This is a genomic window from Pseudoalteromonas sp. AS84 (assembly GCF_038900255.1).
Taxonomy (GTDB): Bacteria; Pseudomonadota; Gammaproteobacteria; order Enterobacterales; family Alteromonadaceae; genus Pseudoalteromonas.
Map to the genome: position 1 here is coordinate 17860 of NZ_JBBMQY010000022.1, position 19262 is coordinate 37121.

Sequence of the window (19262 nt, forward strand, 5' to 3'; positions counted from 1 at the left end):
TTAAGTAATGAGTGCACTTAGTGTGTAAAATTGTCATAATGCTCGCGATATTTCGCGAGGCGCATTTATGATAAAACAATTTTTAAACGATCCTAAATTATTACTAAACGCAGTAGGTGAGGGCATATACGGTTTTGACCTGTCGGGTAATGCGGTGTTTGTTAATCCTGCCGCTGAGCGCATGACAGGTTGGCGAGCAGACGAGTTATTAGGTAAAAAAATACACCAATATCATCACCATACTCATGCTGATGGCACACCTTATCCCGCTGATGAATGCCAAATATATTGCACCATGTTTGACGGCAAACGTCGTGAAGTTAAAAATGAAGTTTTTTGGCGTAAAGACGGTAGCTCATTTGCAGTGGAATACACCTCAACACCGGTTTATCAAAATGATGAGTTAATTGGTGCTGTAGCGGTATTTCGCGATATATCACTGCAACAGCAAACACAAAATGCACTGCAAGAGGCACTTGAGCAAGTAAAGCATTTAAGTGAGCAGCTAAAAGATGAAAACAACTACTTAATTGCAGAACTTAACGAAGATTGGCAAGACTCAGGGCTAGTTGGACAAAGTCATATATTTCAAACCATGTTAGATCAAATAAAATTGGTAAGTGAAACCGACAGCACAGTTCTTATACTTGGCGAAAATGGCACGGGTAAAGAATTAGTAGCCCGTAATTTGTATCGACTAAGCAAGCGTAGCGAACAAGCCTTTATAAAAGTAAATTGCGCCGCATTTACCCCAAGTTTGCTAGAATCGGAACTTTTTGGCCATGAAAAAGGCGCATTTACAGGTGCCAATGAACGCCGTAAAGGGCGTTTTGAACTTGCTGATAAAGGCACCTTGTTTTTAGATGAAATAGCAGAGCTTCCACTTGAGGCGCAAAGTAAACTACTTAGAGTCCTGCAAGAACAAGAGTTTGAACGTGTAGGTGACAGCAATACGCTAAAAGTAAATATTAGAGTAATTGCAGCGACTAATCGCGACCTGTGGGAAATGGTACAAAAAGGCACGTTTAGAATTGATTTGTTTTATCGGCTCAATGTATTTCCTATAAAAGTACCCGCCCTTAAAGATCGAAAAGAGGATATTCCTTATTTATGCGCTAATTTAATTGCGCAGCTAAATAAACGACTGGGTAAACATTTAAAGGGGCTAAGTAAAAAAGCAATTACACAACTGCAAGCCTATGATTGGCCAGGCAACATTAGAGAGCTGCAAAATGTACTGGAACGCGAAGCTATTTTATCTAATCAGGCTGTGCTTCAGCTAAGCCAGCCTTTGCAAGCGGGTGGTGAAGTCGTTATTAATCCTTCACTTACGCTTGATGAAGCGCAAAAACAGCATATAACCTCTGTTCTTGCGTTATCGCACTGGCAAATATCGGGCGATAAAGGGGCGGCAGTTAAGTTGGGCTTACCTGAGAGTACACTACGCTCAAAAATGCGAAAGCTGGGAATCACTAAAAAATCGTGATATATCGCGATATGCGCTTTATATCGCGAGTTCGGTTTTTGTTTTTTAAAATAATTTCTTTAATATCAATGAAGTAATTAAAGTTTCAGCTTGGTCTGAAAGTTGCAAATACTTGCTTAATACCCGTCATTATGAAGCAAGTACTATGAAGTTTGATATTAAAGAAGAAGACATGATCATTAAGCCCTATAACACCGAGGGCCCAATTTATATCCGCGAGCAAAAAGGATTTTTTCAGCGCATACGCCGTAATTTAGGTTGGCTGTTAATGCTAACTTTTATTGCAATACCGTGGATTCAATATAACGGTCAACAAGCTGTGCTGCTTGATGTGGCAACGCAAACCTTTACTATTTTTGGTTTAACACTCCTTCCTCAAGATTTTATGATTTTAGCCCTGCTATTTATGGTGGGGGCTTTTGCATTGTTTTTTGTAACTAACTGGCTTGGTCGGGTTTGGTGTGGTTATACATGCCCGCAAACAATATGGATGCTCATGTTTTCGTGGGTAGAGCAACGCATAGAGGGCACTCGAAATCAGCGAATTAAATTAGATAAATCTCAGTGGACACTAAGCACTTGGCGAAAAAAAATAACTAAGCACAGTGCGTGGATTGTTATTTCTATTTTAACTGCCACCTCGTTTATGGCGTATTTTATTCCGGCTAAAAGTTTGTATATGGAGATGATCACGTTTGAATGGTCAGGTATTACGAGCTTTTGGGTGTTTTTATTCGCTTTTTGTACTTATGGTAATGCAGGGTTTTTACGCGAAAAAATGTGCACAATTGCTTGCCCTTATTCTCGTTTTCAGGCTGTTATGTTTGATAAAGATACGTTGCTTGTTACATATGATAACGAGCGAGGTGAAAGCCGAGGACCACGTAAACGCAAAGCTGACCCCAAAGAGCTTAACTTAGGTGACTGTGTAGACTGTAACTTGTGTGTAGAGGTATGCCCTGCAGGAATAGATATTCGAAATGGATTGCAATATGAATGTATAAACTGTGGCTTATGTATTGATGCCTGCGACGATACCATGGAGAAATTTGGTTACGAGAAAGGCTTAATTAAATACGCCAGTGAGAAACAAATGGAAGGTAAAAAAACCAATCCATTTAGGTTAAAGCTAGTAGGATATGGCGCATTAACGGCTTTGTTAATAATATCTATGTTTGCATGGATGCTGCAACGTACACCAATAGAAGCCTCAGTACTACGCGATAGGAATGCGCTTTATAGAGTGAACTACGAGGGCCTAGTAGAAAACCCTTACACACTTACTATTATTAATAAAACGCAGCAAGCACTGCATTACAGTATTGCCATAGAGGGTTTGCCTGGGGCAACGCTCTCAAGTCCGAAATCTACGCTTGTACAACCGGGTGCGATGAAAAGAGTCCCCGTTACTGTAACAGCCGATGGTTACGATATTGAACGTAAAGTGAGTAAGTTACAATTTGTTGTAACAGCGCAAGAAAACGCCAGCATTACGATAACCAAAGACAGTCAGTTTTACAAAAACTAAGATTGATAAAGCAAGATCAACAATTTTTATATCAGTTGGCCTTGCTTACTTTTTAAGTTGTGAGAAATAAACTGTTTAGCGCTATCTAAATCGGTAAATAGGCACTCACTAAAATTAACGTTTCTTTTTGCGCACTCTAAAATGCGTTTCATTTGATTTATAGCGATAGCTGAAGTGAGTACAAACGCACTACTCAGGCAGTTATTTGCTTTCATTAAATGGCTAATATCTATCATCTCTTTTTCTGCCTCAGGCGTTGCAGCTAAAACATCAAAAGAATCACTAATATAGGCCCAAGGCTGATTGTTGAGTGATTTTATTTTTTCGCATAGTTCAATTTTAAACGCACGAAGAAGCCCTGAGGTGATGTATCCCGCAAAGTGAGCGATAACAACGTTATTTTCAGTGGAAAGGCTTACCTGTCCATATTTGTTCTTAAACCCCAATGTATACTCCTTGAATTTGAGGGAAGGCTAACCTTATACCTTTAAATTCAATAAAACCAGTTCTTTTGGGTTGTTTTTTGTTATCAGATTGTTTCTTGGTTGGGCGGGTACTTAATTTAATGAGTACCCGCTCTTTAATAGTGGTTAATCTTTTGTAGAGGTTGTAATGTAATTTAGCGCGCTAGTTATAACCGCGACTTGTGCCAAAATACATTCTTCATCGGTGGCAGTTGGGCTATCTGGGTACACTTCGGTAGTGGTTACATAGGGTGCATCAGCAAAGCCCATACATAAACCTAGCTCTCGAGCTGCATAGTTAATTACACCAAATTGCTCTTGAGGTACGCCGATTAGTTGGTTATTTTCATCGCTCGGTGCAATATGGGTTACCTTTGCAACGCTTTCTATAATGGTCTTTTGAAACTCCGGATCAGGCTTTTTGGTATCTGCAACTAAATAAAACCCGTCAGGTATGTTCCAGTTAGTATTTGTAGTGCCTTCACGCGCAGCGAGTGCGGGTCTAAATTCACTGTTATCGCTATTCGTTGTTTCATGTAAATCAATATGAGCGACTAAGTCAGTACCTAATGATTTTACAAACGCCATAATAGCTGCTGATTCTTGAGCTGGGCTGCCCTCGTAAAATGAGCGGTTAGGATCAATAGCATCTGGGTTCCAGCGGTTTATAGTTTCATATCCCCAAGGGCTAATGCAGGGCGCAATTATAATATTAAACTGTTCGCAATATTGCATAGCTGATGTTTTAGCAAACCTAAGTGCGCCATGTACGCCACTGGTCTCGTAGCCATGCACACCACCGGTGATTAAAACAGTTGGTTTATTAGTATTAAAGTTAGGCGTTTTTAATATATATAATGGGTAAGTGCCAGCGGCGTAATTAAGCTCGCCGTATTGCTCTATATCTAAGGTGTTTTTAAGGTCATTAATTAGCGTTACGACTTCGTTTTGGTAACTGCGTTTAATGTTTTGGCGTGCTAACCACTGGGCTTTATCGTTGTTATTCCATTTTTTGCCAGGTGTGCCAATAGGGTATGTGCTGTTAGTCATAATAAACCTTTATATCAATTTTTATTAACTCCCCTATAAATAAGGAGGGCAATTACAATTGGTAGAGTTACTTAATAAAGGTGTAGCTTAACGCTGAGTAAATTAGCGTGCAAATTAAAACGTTAATGTCATATTTTTTATAGCGCGCGATTGCTGGGATTTAATATAACTTTGGTTTGCGTATTCACCCGAAATACTACCGAATCGATCGCGTTTTACACTAATCGTTAAATCACACGTTTTACTTTGATCTACTTGCGAGCTGCTAAACATATCTAAACTTTGCAAATCTATTTCAAGGTAAGAAGTGTTAAGCGCAAAAAGTGTTGATTGTAAAAGTGTTTCATTATTATTGTTAGTACAGCTACTGCTCAGTTCTACTTGGCTAGTACTATTAGGATCAGTGCCATCTAACTGGACTGTAAGGGGGCTATGAATATCAAAATTTTGATCGTTACTTGGGGTTAAAATAATAAAATTTAAAGGCAACTCAACGCTCGAATTAGCATTTATGCCATCGTCCCGTTTAAATTTTATATCAAACTGTTGGTTGTCGTCAGTGGCATTTATATATGCTTGGTAATCAACGTCTAAAAAGTCGGTATCTTTTGTAAGTACAATAGCGGTGCTATTAACAACAGCTTGTAGTGAGTCGCTATCGCTTAAAACAATGTTAGAGCCATTAGCGTCGCCTGCATTTAGTTCTGCGTTAATACGCGTGCGGTTACCGTCAGAAACCAGTTCAAAACCTGCCCAAATACCTTTTGTTTTTACTAAATCCGACTCTGTTTTTGACGTGCAAGCGCATAGAGCTAAAATTAAAGCCGTTGTGGTAATGCATTTTTTAAGCATGTTAGCTCCTTTAAACCACTAAATTAGGCTGTAAATAATTGTTTAATAGGGGATATACCTAACAATTATATGAAGTATAAGTTTGTATGTGTGCATTGTTACACAACAAGCTATCTATGAATGTTTAAATTTGTTAACGGTTGTAAATAAATTATTAAGCGCTAAGTTTTAAAAACTAACTTACTAATTAAATTGTTTGCTAAGTAAGCATCGAATTAGCGCTAAATGTATTATAAAAGAGTATGTTACAATCAGGTAAAGCATATCTTCATATTGAGTATTATGGCGCAGTATATTGCTACCCCAAGTTGGCTAGGCCGTTTTTTTACCCGTATTAAACACGTAACTATTGAGCAAGAGCATCTTGTTGTTCATTTTAGAAGTGCTCCCGCGCGGACATTTTTAATTAAGGACTTTTATAATTACTCAATACTTAAAAACCGTTTATTTAGCGCCAAAATTAATTTGTGCGACAGTAGCAATACATCAATTAGTTTTTTAAACAAAGCACAAGCGAACACTTTAAACACAGCCCTTAACACGCGGTTTTCAGCCCTGCTTGAGCAAAAGGTAAATAACGCAAAGATTTCGCTCAAGCGCTATGCTTTAGATGAGTTTTTACGTGATAGTTCCATAAAAACACTTAAGAATGATGTGTTTTTGCTTACCAAGCAGTACGCTAAAAGTACAAGTGTGTGGCAACAACACTTATCGCCAGGTAGTATTAAATTTTTAAATATACTAAGCACCACACCCAATACTCACGATGCAATTGCACAGTTGCGCCATAAATATGAAAAAAAACAACTAACTCTTAAAAATGACTTTTTTAATCAAGTAGAGTCAAATCCATTAACAACCGAGCAGCGCTTAGCGGTAATACGCGATAACGATAAAAATTTAGTATTAGCGGCAGCAGGCACAGGTAAAACATCTGTGATGGTAGCAAAGTCTTTAAATTTAATAGCATGCAATATTGCCAAGCCTGAGCAAATTTTGGTGCTGGCCTATAATAAAACAGCAGCAAATGAGCTTAAAGAGCGCTTTATTAAACGCGCCACGCATGCAAAATTGCATACCAAAGCACCCACTATTTTAACGTTTCATGCGCTTGGGCTTAAATTACTACAAAGTGCTAAAAAGCCAATCGAATTATCAAAATTTGCAACTGACCCAGTTCAATTAAATAGTTGGTTAACTGGGTGGGTAAGTAAAAAAATACAAACCGAACCACAGTTTTTAAAAGCATTTTTAGATTTACTCCATGAGCCGATTGATATATTTAGCTTTAAAGATAATGCACAGTACGAGCGGTACGTACGCGATAACGAATACCGTAGCCTTGCGGGTCATAAAGTAAAAAGTTATCAGGAAGTGCTTATTTCAAACTGGCTGCATTTGAATTGCGTACAGCACAGTTATGAGGTGAATTATCACTTTAGCCAAGGCGCAGAGCTAAGTGGGCAATACCAACCAGACTTTTATATACCTCAATATGATATTTACCTAGAGCACTTTGGCATTGATAGGCAAGGGAATACGCGTGCCGATATAAATAAAAAACACTATAACGAGCAAGTTGCATTTAAGCGCAAACTGCATAAACAAAATGGCACCACCTTACTCGAGACCTTTCATTACAACTGGGTAGAAGGAAAGCTAGAGCTAACCCTCGCAAAGCAATTAAAGCAGCATAATGTTGAATTAACACCTTTAAGTAACGACGAAATTTTTCATACTTTAAATAACTCAGGGCAGTTACAGCAAGGCATTGATAAATACATAAAATGTTTACAAGCTATTCGAGTCGAGCAACTAAGTAATAAGCAAATAGAACAGCGCATTAAGCAAAGTGGTATTAAAAATTACCAGCAATATGCAAACTTGTTAGTGCAAATTCATGATGCTTATATAAATGAATTAAACGCGCAAAGTGCCATTGATTTTGACGATATGATTATTCAAGCAACAAAGGCGATAGTAAACGGAGATTTTAATATTCCATGGAGCCACATTTTAGTTGATGAGTTTCAAGATATATCAAGCGCGCGTATGGCTTTTTTAAGTGCCATATTAAAACATGGTAACGGAATACGCTTTACTGCTGTTGGTGACGACTGGCAAGCAATTTATCGGTTCTCGGGTGGTAATTTAGCGCTTACTACGCGCTTTAATGAGTTAGTGGGTAGCCACTCACTCACTATGCTGCAAAAAACATTCAGATATAATAATAGCATTAGCGATGTAGCTGGGCGCTTTGTAATGCAAAACCCTGAGCAATATAAAAAGCAGATCAGCACACATACACAAGTAACCACACCACAAGTTATTTTATTAGACGATTTATACCAAGGCACTAAATCGATAGAAATAAAAGTACAGCAGACTATAAGCACGATTCAAAAAAATGATGCGTCAGCGAGCATTGCCATACTTAGTCGATATAGATACATGTTAAATAGCGTGCAGCAGCATTTAAAAGATAAAAAGCATACAAACACTCTTTATTTTTGGACATTGCACAGTGCCAAAGGGCTTGAAGCCGATTACTGTATTATTATTGGTTTTGAACAAGGTAAATTAGGGTTTCCTAGCGATAACCAAAATAATGTGCTGGTGGAGGCGCTATTACCAGAGCAAGATGAATTCACTCACTCAGAGGAAAGGCGATTGCTTTATGTAGGTATTACACGCGCTAAACATAAAGCGTATTTAATTGCAGACCCTTATGCATGCTCAGCGTTTGTAAAAGAATTAGTAAATGACAATTATCCCATTCAAATCGCTTCAACGTTATTTAATAAGTCGCAACTAAAGCAAAGAGAGTGTAGTACGTGCAGCGACGGTTTAATTGTGCCAAAAACGGGTCAATATGGTGATTATTATAGTTGTACTAATACGCAAATTTGCGAAACTAAATTACGAGTGTGTAAAAGCTGTAGTGGCCCATCGGTTGATAAAAGCACGCACTCACAATGTGTGAATGCACAGTGCAAAACGCAGCACCCAATTTGTGAAAAGTGTGGTCGCGAAATGCGTAAACGCAAATCTAAGCACGGTGAATTTTTAGGATGCAGTGGTTTCGCTCTTAAAGAAGATAACTGTAAAAACACTCGGAAAATAAATGCTTAACGGCTTACAAGTAGGTTTACACCTGTCTGTTTTATAGAACAATGTAAATAGAAATTATATTCATTTGATTGATTTTAACAAGCTATCAATGTCTAATAGAAGAATGAGCTTTAACTGTTGTTTATTATGCATTTTTTCAATAGATTCTTTTTATTAAATGACCATTATTCAGCCCCTGGTCAGGTTGCTAATTGGCGAATAAGTGCGCTGCGCATTATTCTATCTTTAGTAATGGTGTTATGTTTTGCTGTGGCGTGCCACACGTACACAAGCGCTATTGAATTTAACTTAATTTATATTGTTGTATTAACAAGCAGTTTTCTTGCTACTGCATGTGGTTTACTTATAGCAAGTAAGCGTTTTTATCACTTTAGCGCTCATGCACTTTTAATAGCTATTGTAGCTGCTAGCGTGTCAATGAACTTATTTTTAACAGACCTAGAGCTTGCTAAAGTGGGTTCTATGTATATGTATTCCTGCCCGATAATAGCACTTATGCTACTTGGTTATAGAACAGCCCTTGCTTATGGCGTATTAAATATTGCGCCGTTTTATATGATCATCAATAACGTTGATGTATCGGGTTTAACCGGCATAGCGCAACAACTTCCCGACGCTGACTTATACATTACAGGGCTTATATTTTTATTTTTTAACATTTGTATTCCCCTTGCTGTGGCGCGCACTATTGTGGCTGCTAAGCGTTTAAACAAAACAATGATAAGCGCTAATACACACCTTAAAGATAAAAATGAGCTTTATCGAAGCCTGTTCACCGAATCAAATAAAGCCAAAATTATTGTTGACGAAAATCTTGTCATTACTGATTTTAATCAACATGCTATTGATATGTTTGGTATAAAAAAAGAATTAAAAGAAGGAAGCGTTAATCTTTCTCATTTATTTCCGGCCTTAGTTTTTGACGACTCTAATGCTCAAAATAAAATTGTGAAGTACAAAAAAAGTTATTTTAAAGCCAGTTATCAGCAAATAACAATGAGTACAAACTACCGTGTATACGACTTTTACGATTGCACGCAAGAGCAGCTCATTAAACAAAATTTATCGATGATGGAACAAGAAAATAAACGTTTACGCTTTAGAGACTCGCAAACAAAACTACCTAATAGAGAATGGTTTGAGCTGCAATGCGACAGATTAACAAGCAAATACCAAAAAGGTTTTTATATCGTTGTTGCGCAAAGTGCAAATAGTGAATACTTAAATTTGAAGCTCACTAAAGCCGACTCTCAAGCATTACTTATTAACGCGTACAAGCGTTTAAAAGCGATGCCAGATGGGCCTCTTTTGTGTGCTCATATAGGAGTAGGAAAGCTTGCTTTTATAATTGGCGCAAACTCGCAAAACGAGCTAGAAGATAAGCTATTAATGCAAATAAAAAATACATTAGATAAAACATATAATGTATTTGGCACTAAGTGTCAGCAATCATTTTTATTTGGTTTTGCAAAGTATCCTGATCATGGAAAAAACAGCACAACAGTACTTAGCAATGCATGCGAAGCACTTAAACTAGCAAATTGTAATATGCCCCTTAGTGGTTATAACGAAAAGCAATCACAAGCTTTTATCGAAAAATACGAAATTTCAATGTTATTAGATGAAGCGCTTCTGCAGGGCGATTTGTCGGTGCACTATCAACCTAAAGTAGATGCAACGGGTCAATGTATAGGGCTTGAAGCCTTAGCGCGTTGGAACAGTCCAATACTGGGTAATGTGTCGCCAGTGGTATTTATTCCTATTGCCGAAGAATACAGAATGGTTAGTCGGCTAACCGACCTGATTATTCAAAAAGTGTGCGCTCAAATTGCCGATTGGACCAAGACGGGTTTACCTAGTGTGCCGGTGGCAATAAATATATCTCTAATTGATTTTAGCCAAACCGATTTTATGTCAAAACTGGTTAAATACCTTGCCGACTTTAACGTAAAGCCACCTCAAATAGAGTTAGAACTGACTGAAACTTCTCTTGAGGCAAACCAAGCGCATTCGCTAAAGCTTATGCAAACGCTGCAATCGTGGGGTTTTACTATTTCGGTCGATGATTTTGGGGTGGGTTATTCTAATATTGCACGCCTTGCCGATTACCCTATTAACAAGCTCAAGTTAGATCGCTCATTAATAAGCCAAGTAACGAGCTCTACGCGTCAAAAAAGTTTAGTTAAAGCGGTGCACGTTATGTGTGAAGAGCTTGATATTAAGTGTGTAGCCGAAGGAGTAGAAACCCAAGAGCAAGTAGCAATAATGACGCAAATGGGGTGTAAAGAGTTTCAGGGCTTTTACTTTGCTAAACCAATGCCAGCCGAAAATTTTGCAGAACATGTTAGTCGCCATGGCTTAGTGTTTAACGCTAAAGAGATGACGGCTCAACTTTAAATGTATTTAGTGGGCACTATATAGAACAAACACACCTAAGGTATGTATGTTCTATAAAACTAGCTGGGTTTTATTACCTAATTACAGAGCTGTTGGGCGTTTATGGTTATTTCACACTGATGAATAGCCTCATCTCCCCAATGCTGTATATCTGATTGAGCAGTACAGCCTGCATCTTCAATTAAAGCAGTATTGGCATCACATAAGAGTAGCACTGCGTTATCATCTTGTACGTTCACGATAAGCGTGTATTCCTCAAAGGGTGCAAGTTTGCTTAAATCGTTATTAATAGCAGCTTTTAATAACTCATCAGTTGTTGAATAGGGGGTTTCGCTAAATTTTAATGTGCCATCGACGGCTGTAGCAATGTCTTTTAATTGCGAGGCTAAGTCGGCCATCACTTCTGGATTGTTATTTTCTGAAGTGTAACAACCGCTAAGTAATACTATGAGGCTTATACAAAGTAAGTGTTTCATTTTATTTGCTCCATACCGTCATCGTTTCGTGTTCATCGTAGCCTGTATCTAGGTTCCAATTTTTAATTGCACTGCAATCAGTATCTAAAAATACGGCATTGGCAATAATGGTTATGTAGTGCTGAATATTGCTAACGGCAAAGTCAAAAATATCGTTGTAATGCATAGGCTCGTGCGGCGTTTTTAGTTGTTCAATAAAAGTGGAGTCTACTTCGTTTGGGCGAGGATAAAACAAACCTAAATCAGCAGCAACATGGCGTGCACAGGCAAATAATCGATAGCTTTCTTCAACATTATTTACCACAAGCTGAAAACCGTTATGCCATGAATTAAAGTTAGGAGCGTGTTGTGCAGCGTAGCTTGGGTAAACAGTTAATAAAGCATGTTGCCAAATTTTTGCAATATCGGTATCAAAATTATCGTCTATGTTAGTACAAGATCCAATATTTTGTTGCACGCGGTCAGCATAACCTAACTCACCTAAATTTAAACGCTGCCAAATAAATGCATCTTGGTTCATTTCGCAGGCACGGTGCGCCGTTTGGTTTTGCTCATACGGGCCTACTTTTAATTCAACAACCGGATGCACTGTTATATCCGCAGCAACATGGGCCATATAACCGCATAACCAAGCAAAACACTTTTCAAATGCTTCACCTTCAAGTGTTTTGCAGTATTCAATCATTGCTTTAAGTAAATCGCCTGTGTGCTCATAATGCATTAGGTCGGCCCATGCATTTTGGCTAGGCTGCGCTACAGCTAAGTAAGGATAATCGGGGGCTACACAACCTAGTTCGAGATATGCTTGACGTTGGCTTAAAATAAGTTTTGCCTTTTTAGGCATATCCATTTTAGCGAGTGATTTGGTTTGCGTTGCAATATTAACGGCAGTGATGTGCGCAAAAGCACCTGGCATTGTCATATCCTTATGATTTATTAATAGCGGTACAGATTAACATTGAGAGGGGGTTAAATAAAGCTAAGTGAAGTGCATGTGAGTGTTTAAAAGAGACTAAATTAACTGCTCTATTAGTTGTCCATCTTCGTACAGCTTAGCATATTGACGTTTATGTTCTTCAAACAGATAGGCGCGTAATTGCTCTTGCCCGCTATGAATCTGAGTTATTTTTGCTGCAATCCCTAGGCTACTTTGCCTAACGGGTTCTACATCTATCGATATGCTTTCTTTGTTGGGTAAGGTAAAGCTCATGTGCTGTAATTTTTTTAAGCTCTCTCCACTTTTTAATGGTTTTAAAAATATGCCCGTACTGGAAATCGATTCAATATTAAAACCTTGGCTTTTAATATTTAGCTCACTCCAGCGCCAACTACGTTGAGTGCCCTTTGTATCAATTACTTCTGGTGCGCTTAAAGTGGGGTTAATTACACCTAACTCATCAATTTTTAATTGCAAGGGAAACCAAAGTTGGTAATTAGCAACTTCAGCAAGCAAAGTTAAATTAGCATGAGTGAGAAGGCGCGCTATGCTAGCAGGAACTGAGCTTTTCATTGTCAGTATATGATCGCGAGGAGAGCTTTGCTTTGTATTTGGTTTGAATAACTCAGCTAAAAAATTTACCTCTTCATTAGAAAAGTCCATATTTCACCCTAGTTACATAAAACAATGCACCACCCTAATTTAAACAATGAGTTTGATCAATAAATGCTCTGTTTAAATTTGTTTAGTAAATATTTATAAAGGCAAGCATGCAAACTAAACAACTTATTTTGATAAATTATTAACGCTATCGCTTTTCAGAGGCTTGAATTATTTAACACTTATAAAAATATATTTAGGCTCAAGTGGCTAGCTGTTAAACTACAACACATTATTTTTATAAATTTATTAGAGTTTACACTACGATGTGTGCATTTTTACGCAATCAAAAACCAAAATTGTTGAGTATGGTAGTTACATTATTTAGTGCTGCTTTTTCAATAAATTCAGTGGCCCAAGAGCAAAGCCAAACTTTAATTTTAGTGGGCTCAGAGCTAACTACCTGTACAAGCGCAAAGCTTAATAATTGCCAAAAAGAGGCAGCTATAGATGGTAAGTCACATAATTTATATACGGTTAACGACTCTCAAATAAAAAATATCACGCAGCACTGGCCTAATAATAACATTGAGGCAAAAACGGCTGTATTAAAAACACTTAAAGCCATACAAAGTAAATCGTCTAATAGCGTCTCAAAAACTGATTTACTCTGGCTATGGCGCGATATAAATAACCAGCAATTAGAAAGCCTGACTCAGCAAGAATACAATTTTGTATTAGATATGCTAGAAGTGCCGCTACTTAATAAAAACGGTGAGCGATTAAAAGAGCAAGTAAATACCGATTTTAATATTGAGGTCGCGACTAATAATATTTTACAATTTGTGTCGGGCAGTTTAAAAGTTAATAACGCAAAACCCACCATGCTTGCTATTACGGCATCGAGCCGCGACCCTTATGAGTCGGCAGATGTAGCGCAGAGTCTTTTAGCACAATCAAATATAAGCACTCAATGGTTAGCACTAACCCCAGCGCTTGCTAAAGCGATTACGAGTAACTCGTGCGATGAATTACCCGCTCTCAGAAATACATTAATGAATGTGTATAACCGGGAAGCAATTTATCCAGAGTACACAAAGGCCGAATACGCTTTATGTAAAAGTGGCACTAATACACTTGTATCACTTATTAAAAATAGTACCGGTGTGATGTTTAATAGCGGTAATGCAGCATTAACTCACAAAGTATTATTTGATCAAAACAATAACCCATACCCGTGGACGCAAGCATTGCAAACTCGCCCAGTAATTGTAGGTGAAGGAGCGGGCGCTGCAATCCAGAGTAAAGTGACGGGCATGCTTACAAATACGACAAGCCTTGAGGCTCTTCGTAAAAGTGAAACTAACGCTAATGCTAACGCTGGTGGACTTGCTAGCTTTAATTTTGGTGTTATAGATACTCAATTTAGCGAACAAAACCGTACATTTAGGCTTGCAGCAACGCTAAATAAAAACGAAGTGAAAAATACTAAAACAGAGATTAAACATGGTTTTGGTATTGATGAAAATACAGCTTTGGTTGTTATTAAATCGCCAGAAGGTAGTTTAATGACCGTAATAGGTAAAAGTGGTGTTGTGCACTTAACTGAGCAAGGTAAGCCTCTAGCTGATAGTAATAACTATCGTTATTCGTACTGGCCTGCTAGTAGCGTAATTGATATTACCAATAACACGTTTACTCTAAGCGAGCGCACCATAGAGCAAGCGTTACCGGCTATAAAAATACCTCCACTGCCTGTGCAGCGTTTTAGCTCAATTTTAACAAATTCAAAGCTTCGCTCACTTACTCAAGCTATGTGCCTAAGCCAAGAGCAAAGTGCGGTCGCTCAACAAGACGAGTTTATAATTAGCCTTACAGCAACGAGTGACACACAGTATCATCGCGTAAATGCCAAAGAGTTTGGTTGTGCGCTAAGCAATTTAGAGTTAGTTATAAAGTCGATTTAGTGACTAACCTGAGCCAAGGGTTTAAGTTTTTGGCTCTTCTCTATAAAATAGCCACCATAATGATTTAAAAGCCTTACTAAAAGAGTTTTAAAATGAATAATGAAAATGACGTAATTGATACTTTAGCCGCACTAGAAAGCTTTTTAATAGATGTCGAAAACGGTGGCTTTGGACTTAAAGGTGTTGCTGGTGTTGGCATGGCTACTAATAACAAAGATGGCAGCCGTTTTGTTGCTGTGTTTGACGATAATCAAAAGCTACTTTTAGCACGCATGATTACAGAAGACGTATTCCAAACAGGGCAAGACATGGTACGAAATGGTGTAGGGCGCAAGCACTAGTACTTTAATAAAAAAAGCGCTTAGAGCGCTTTTTTATTTTAATTTCAATAAAATTGAAATCAAATGGCTTTATATAGATTCCACAAAGGCCACTTCAAGGTAATAACATTTAAATACAACCCACTCAAAAACTACAAGACTTACTAGGTAAATTCTGTTTTATTAAGTGTGCTTTGATAAATAAGGTAGTGCTACAGATAAATTGTAGAATTAATACAGGTAAATTTTGGCTACATTTTGTAGAGAAGTTTAACTTATTAATACAGGGGTAATTAAATGGTCGGTATGGAGAGATTCGAACTCTCGACCCCTGCCACCCCATAAAAATTACCTGTGCTTTATCGTGTACAAAAGTGGCTAAAAGTGTTCTACAGTGAAGTATTCAAAGTAATTGTAAGTTATTGCTATTGAAAGGATTAAGCTTTTAAATTATACCTAGTGAACAAACGTGAAGTTTAGTGAACTCAAATCAGCTCGTGCGATAAGTGTGCGACAAAATTTTTGATTTAACTCTAGGTGTGCGAAAAATGGCGTCAATCAAAGTAAAATTAACTGAATCTATACTCAAAAATACCCCTTTGGAAATTACCAAAATCAATGACACTGAGATCTCTGGTTTTTATTTAAATCTTGGAAAACCAAATAAAGAGGGTAAACGCTCACAGGTATATTATTTGTATTACCGCCTAGGAGGCCGAGGTTCGAAAGAAAGAAGGTTAGCCTTAGGCAACTCATCGGTAATAACAGTTAGTGAGGCTAGGCAGCTTGCTAAGCAATATATTGGTGATGTGTCGCGCGGTATTGATGTTTTTTTACAAAAAAAGAAAGCAGCACTGATTGAAAAGCAAGAAATCACCTCACCGACAATCGCAGTACTTGCGAATGAGTTTATTGAAAGAGATATTAAAGCTAACCGGAAAGATGTACATCCAGTTATTAGAATGTTCGAAAAAGACATTCTGCCATTTATTGGTAATTATAAACTTAAAGAGATAACCCGCCGTGAAATTTTTAAAAAAGTGCTTGATCCAATAACTGACAGAGGTGCTAAAACGCAGGCGAATAAAACGCTATCAATCCTTAAGCAAATGTTTAACTTTGGTGTTGAGCGAGATTTAATTCAAGGTAACCCGATAAGCACAGTTAAAAAGAAAAGCGTAGGCGGCCTTGAAAAGTCTCGAACCAGAGCACTGGAGTTTGACGAAGTGATTCAAGTTTTCGAACGCTTACCAAAGCTAGGTATCAGCCAGCAAGTTATTTACGCATTGAAATGTATTACTTTAACCGGTTGTAGGCCAATAGAGGTCACAGGCGCACAATGGCAAGAATTTGATTTTGACAAAATGATATGGACAATCCCAGCCGAGCGAGTAAAGCAAAACAAAGATGGCGAAAGAACCCATAAAGTCCCGATTACTCAAAATATGGTTATTTTGCTTGATGAGTTACGTGCAGCATTTGGCTATCTCAATTCTAAATATGTATTTCCTAGTACAACAACTAACAAATCAGGCCCAGGTGAGCAACCGATTGACAGGCACTCACTATCACGCTCCATAAGTCGTAAACAAGAGCAGTTGGGAGTCCCAAAATTTGTACCTCACGATTTAAGAAGAACAGTCGCTACTCGCTTAGGTGATACTGATATTGGAACAGATCCAATAGTGATTGAAAAAATACTGAATCACCAATTACAAGGAGTGCAGGGCGTTTATAATATGCAAGAGTATATGGACAAGCGCAGAGAAGTTTTATGTAAATGGGCTGAAAAACTATTCAAACTACCTCATGAATTATATACTTAGAATATACCTTAGTTGTTTGATAAAGTTGGGATTTGTTTTTATCAATTAAGAGATAACTACTTCAGAAAATGCTGTTAAAAAAATGCAAAAGGCATTTAAGGAAAGATCTAATTGCAGAAAACTATTGAGAGATATAGAAGCCAAACTCAAGTTGGTAAAAAAAGATTTGAAAAGCAACTAGCTAGGCAAGGCAAGGTTTACAATCGACCAAAAGGTACAAAAAGTCCAGGGAGTGGGAGAGTTATTATTTCAGTACCAAGTGTCTTAAATGTTTATGGTTACGATGATGAACATAATTTTATTGAGACAGTAAAATTTGTAGAACGTTTGAAAAAGAATATTAAGTCAGACTTCACTTTGGACTTCTACAATACAAAGGATACCAAAGTTGCTGCGATGGTTTTTCTTTTTGCGGCTGTTGATGACCTAATAAGCGAAAAAAACCTAACTTGCAAAATCCGTTTGAGTAAGGAAAAAAGTGTAAATAGACTAATCAATGCCACTGGAATAAGAAAAATAGGGAATGAGAGTCACAATAACGCAGCGGATATAGTAAATTATCATCGCCTACCTGTGCTTAAAGGAGTTAATGAGGAGTATACTGAAGAGGTTATAGATTTTATTAAATTTAAGATTTATAAAAATAAAATGGAACCTGAGCAGGAGCAAGTTCTCGGCAGCGCAATAATAGAAGCTGTAGAAAATGTTGGCAATCATGCATACCCTGATGAAGCAAATGAAAATCGGACTTGGTGGATGTTTACAGAGGTAATTGCAGGGCAATTATTTTTGACTATTTATGATAAAGGTATTGGTATGCCGAAATCTATTTTAGGTCATAAATGGTTACCTAAAGCTTTAAAAAGTGCATATCCGGACATATATAGTAATATTGTAGCCAAACAAAAAGGTGGTGAAAGTATTATTAGTACTATACTCCGGCTGGCTAGCGTTAGTCTTAATGATATCCACTTGTTAAACTTAGCAATGTCTGGTGATGTCTCTGGTACTATGGCACAAGGTCGTGGACAGGGTTCAAAAAGTATTAAATCTTTAGTCAAAGAAAATAGCAATGGACGTCTATGGATTGTAAGTAATAATGCAGTGTACAGACTCATGCAGCTTAAAACAGCTGACAATAAATCAGGAGAAATTGAGCCTGATATAAAAAAATTACCACGTTTTTTTCCTGGAACTTTGATTCAATGGAATATAAAAATTGATGACAAATCAAAACATGATAACTCTTAGTGTAGTTAAATGGCACGCTAAACCAAAATTTAGGTCACGAGATCGTTATGAGTGGTGTGGCGAAGCTTATAGAGAAGATATATTAGTACCTGCCTTATTAGAAAATGAAAAGGTAATGGTAGACCTTACTGGATATAATCGATACGGTCGGTCGTTTATAGACGAAACCTTTGGAGGTCTAATTCGTTCTGAAAACTTTACCTTAACTGAATTAAATGAAAAGCTTACTTATAAGCATGATTTACTTAAGAGTGTTGAGGAACTGATTAAAGAAAGACTTGAAGCGGCTGAAAATGAACGGATTAGTTAATAATTGGACAATAATAGCCAGCTTCGTTAGCTGGTTGATTGTTATAATCGTTCATATTAGAACCTTGAAAAAAACGGAATCAAATAGGCTTAAAGACAAGGCTGCTAAAGAGTTAGAAAAGGTCTACAAGTGGCTAAAAGAAATTGATAAAGATTATGAGTTTGAATACTTTGAAGATGAGTTAGCGACTAAAGTTACTATTGCTGAGCTATCGTGCATGATGCTGAACAAATATATGAATATCTCTATAATTGACATGCGCGAATTATCAAAAATTCGCGATTTGGAAGCTAATACTTACGAGGAACTAAAGCTTGAAATTCCTCGCATAATTGAAATCATTCACACTCAAACGGTGGAGTTAGAAAGTAAGTATTTTGAGCTTATTAATAAAGCCCCTTTGAAAAGGTTTTATTCTTCCTATAATTATGACTTAAAGTGTTTAGCAATGACGGGGTTAATTCTTTTTTTATATAAAGCAATTTTTTTTGGCCTAACTTAGTCTAATGTGATGTTTGGTTAGAATATAGTCCAATAGCCCGAGCTATAAGAAGGTAAACCTTTTCTAAAGCCCTTTCATATTTAAGACCTAACGCATTAAGCTAAATAATTTTTCTTGAGCATAGCCGTACCTACTTTTCGTGTGCGCCTGTTGAAAAGAGTAGG

The 19262-nt window shown here is 37.4% G+C and carries 16 protein-coding genes; 10 read left to right on the forward strand and 6 right to left on the reverse strand.

Annotated features, from left to right (window positions below; genetic code table 11):
- Positions 1-67: 67 nt before the first annotated feature.
- Entirely contained in the window at positions 68-1486 is a 1419-nt protein-coding gene (locus WNY79_RS17580; RefSeq protein WP_342876501.1) for a sigma 54-interacting transcriptional regulator, read from the forward strand.
- 145 nt (positions 1487-1631) lie between these two features.
- A complete protein-coding gene (gene ccoG / locus WNY79_RS17585) occupies positions 1632-3014 on the forward strand; it encodes a cytochrome c oxidase accessory protein CcoG (protein WP_024600460.1) in 1383 nt (460 codons plus the stop codon).
- 26 nt (positions 3015-3040) lie between these two features.
- On the opposite strand, the gene WNY79_RS17590 is transcribed toward ccoG, so the two are convergent.
- From WNY79_RS17590 to WNY79_RS17600, 3 genes are all read right to left on the reverse strand, one after another.
- Positions 3041-3460, reverse strand: coding sequence for a hypothetical protein (locus tag WNY79_RS17590; protein ID WP_342876502.1), 420 nt, complete (start codon positions 3458-3460; stop codon positions 3041-3043).
- A gap of 144 nt (positions 3461-3604) precedes the next feature.
- Entirely contained in the window at positions 3605-4528 is a 924-nt protein-coding gene (locus WNY79_RS17595; protein WP_342876503.1) for a M14 family metallocarboxypeptidase, read from the reverse strand.
- A gap of 114 nt (positions 4529-4642) precedes the next feature.
- Positions 4643-5380, reverse strand: a complete 738-nt coding sequence (locus WNY79_RS17600) for a hypothetical protein (RefSeq protein ID WP_342876504.1) — start codon at positions 5378-5380, stop codon at positions 4643-4645.
- Between the two features lie 282 nt (positions 5381-5662).
- Here WNY79_RS17600 and WNY79_RS17605 point away from each other — a divergent pair, with 282 nt between their 5' ends.
- The gene (locus tag WNY79_RS17605) at positions 5663-8512 is read left to right on the forward strand and encodes a UvrD-helicase domain-containing protein (protein WP_342876505.1); all 2850 of its coding nucleotides are present in this window, start codon (positions 5663-5665) and stop codon (positions 8510-8512) included.
- Between the two features lie 126 nt (positions 8513-8638).
- On the forward strand, positions 8639-10909 hold the full coding sequence (locus tag WNY79_RS17610) for an EAL domain-containing protein (RefSeq protein ID WP_342876506.1): 2271 nt from the start codon (positions 8639-8641) through the stop codon (positions 10907-10909).
- A gap of 77 nt (positions 10910-10986) precedes the next feature.
- On the opposite strand, the gene WNY79_RS17615 is transcribed toward WNY79_RS17610, so the two are convergent.
- The 3 genes from WNY79_RS17615 to WNY79_RS17625 all read right to left on the reverse strand — a co-directional run bounded on the left by WNY79_RS17615 (position 10987) and on the right by WNY79_RS17625 (position 12985).
- A complete protein-coding gene (locus WNY79_RS17615) occupies positions 10987-11385 on the reverse strand; it encodes a hypothetical protein (protein WP_342876507.1) in 399 nt (132 codons plus the stop codon).
- 1 nt (position 11386) lies between these two features.
- Positions 11387-12301: a zinc dependent phospholipase C family protein gene (locus WNY79_RS17620; RefSeq protein WP_342876508.1), complete on the reverse strand. Its 915-nt coding sequence runs from the start codon at positions 12299-12301 to the stop codon at positions 11387-11389.
- A 96-nt stretch (positions 12302-12397) separates the two neighbouring features.
- A complete protein-coding gene (locus WNY79_RS17625) occupies positions 12398-12985 on the reverse strand; it encodes a hypothetical protein (RefSeq protein ID WP_024600468.1) in 588 nt (195 codons plus the stop codon).
- A 305-nt stretch (positions 12986-13290) separates the two neighbouring features.
- On the opposite strand from WNY79_RS17625, the gene WNY79_RS17630 reads away from it, so the two are divergent.
- The 6 genes from WNY79_RS17630 to WNY79_RS17655 all read left to right on the forward strand — a co-directional run bounded on the left by WNY79_RS17630 (position 13291) and on the right by WNY79_RS17655 (position 19098).
- Entirely contained in the window at positions 13291-14889 is a 1599-nt protein-coding gene (locus tag WNY79_RS17630; protein ID WP_342876509.1) for a cyanophycinase, read from the forward strand.
- A 92-nt stretch (positions 14890-14981) separates the two neighbouring features.
- Entirely contained in the window at positions 14982-15230 is a 249-nt protein-coding gene (locus WNY79_RS17635) for a hypothetical protein (RefSeq protein ID WP_024600470.1), read from the forward strand.
- A 527-nt stretch (positions 15231-15757) separates the two neighbouring features.
- On the forward strand, positions 15758-17035 hold the full coding sequence (locus tag WNY79_RS17640) for a site-specific integrase (protein ID WP_342876510.1): 1278 nt from the start codon (positions 15758-15760) through the stop codon (positions 17033-17035).
- 111 nt (positions 17036-17146) lie between these two features.
- Complete coding sequence (locus WNY79_RS17645) at positions 17147-18286, forward strand: hypothetical protein (protein WP_342876511.1); 1140 nt, start codon at positions 17147-17149, stop codon at positions 18284-18286.
- Positions 18258-18596, forward strand: coding sequence for an STAS-like domain-containing protein (locus WNY79_RS17650; RefSeq protein WP_342876512.1), 339 nt, complete (start codon positions 18258-18260; stop codon positions 18594-18596). Before WNY79_RS17645 ends, WNY79_RS17650 begins: the two co-directional genes overlap by 29 nt.
- Entirely contained in the window at positions 18580-19098 is a 519-nt protein-coding gene (locus tag WNY79_RS17655; RefSeq protein ID WP_342876513.1) for a hypothetical protein, read from the forward strand. The genes WNY79_RS17650 and WNY79_RS17655 overlap by 17 nt, the downstream gene beginning before the upstream one ends.
- The last annotated feature ends 164 nt before the right edge of the window (positions 19099-19262 follow it).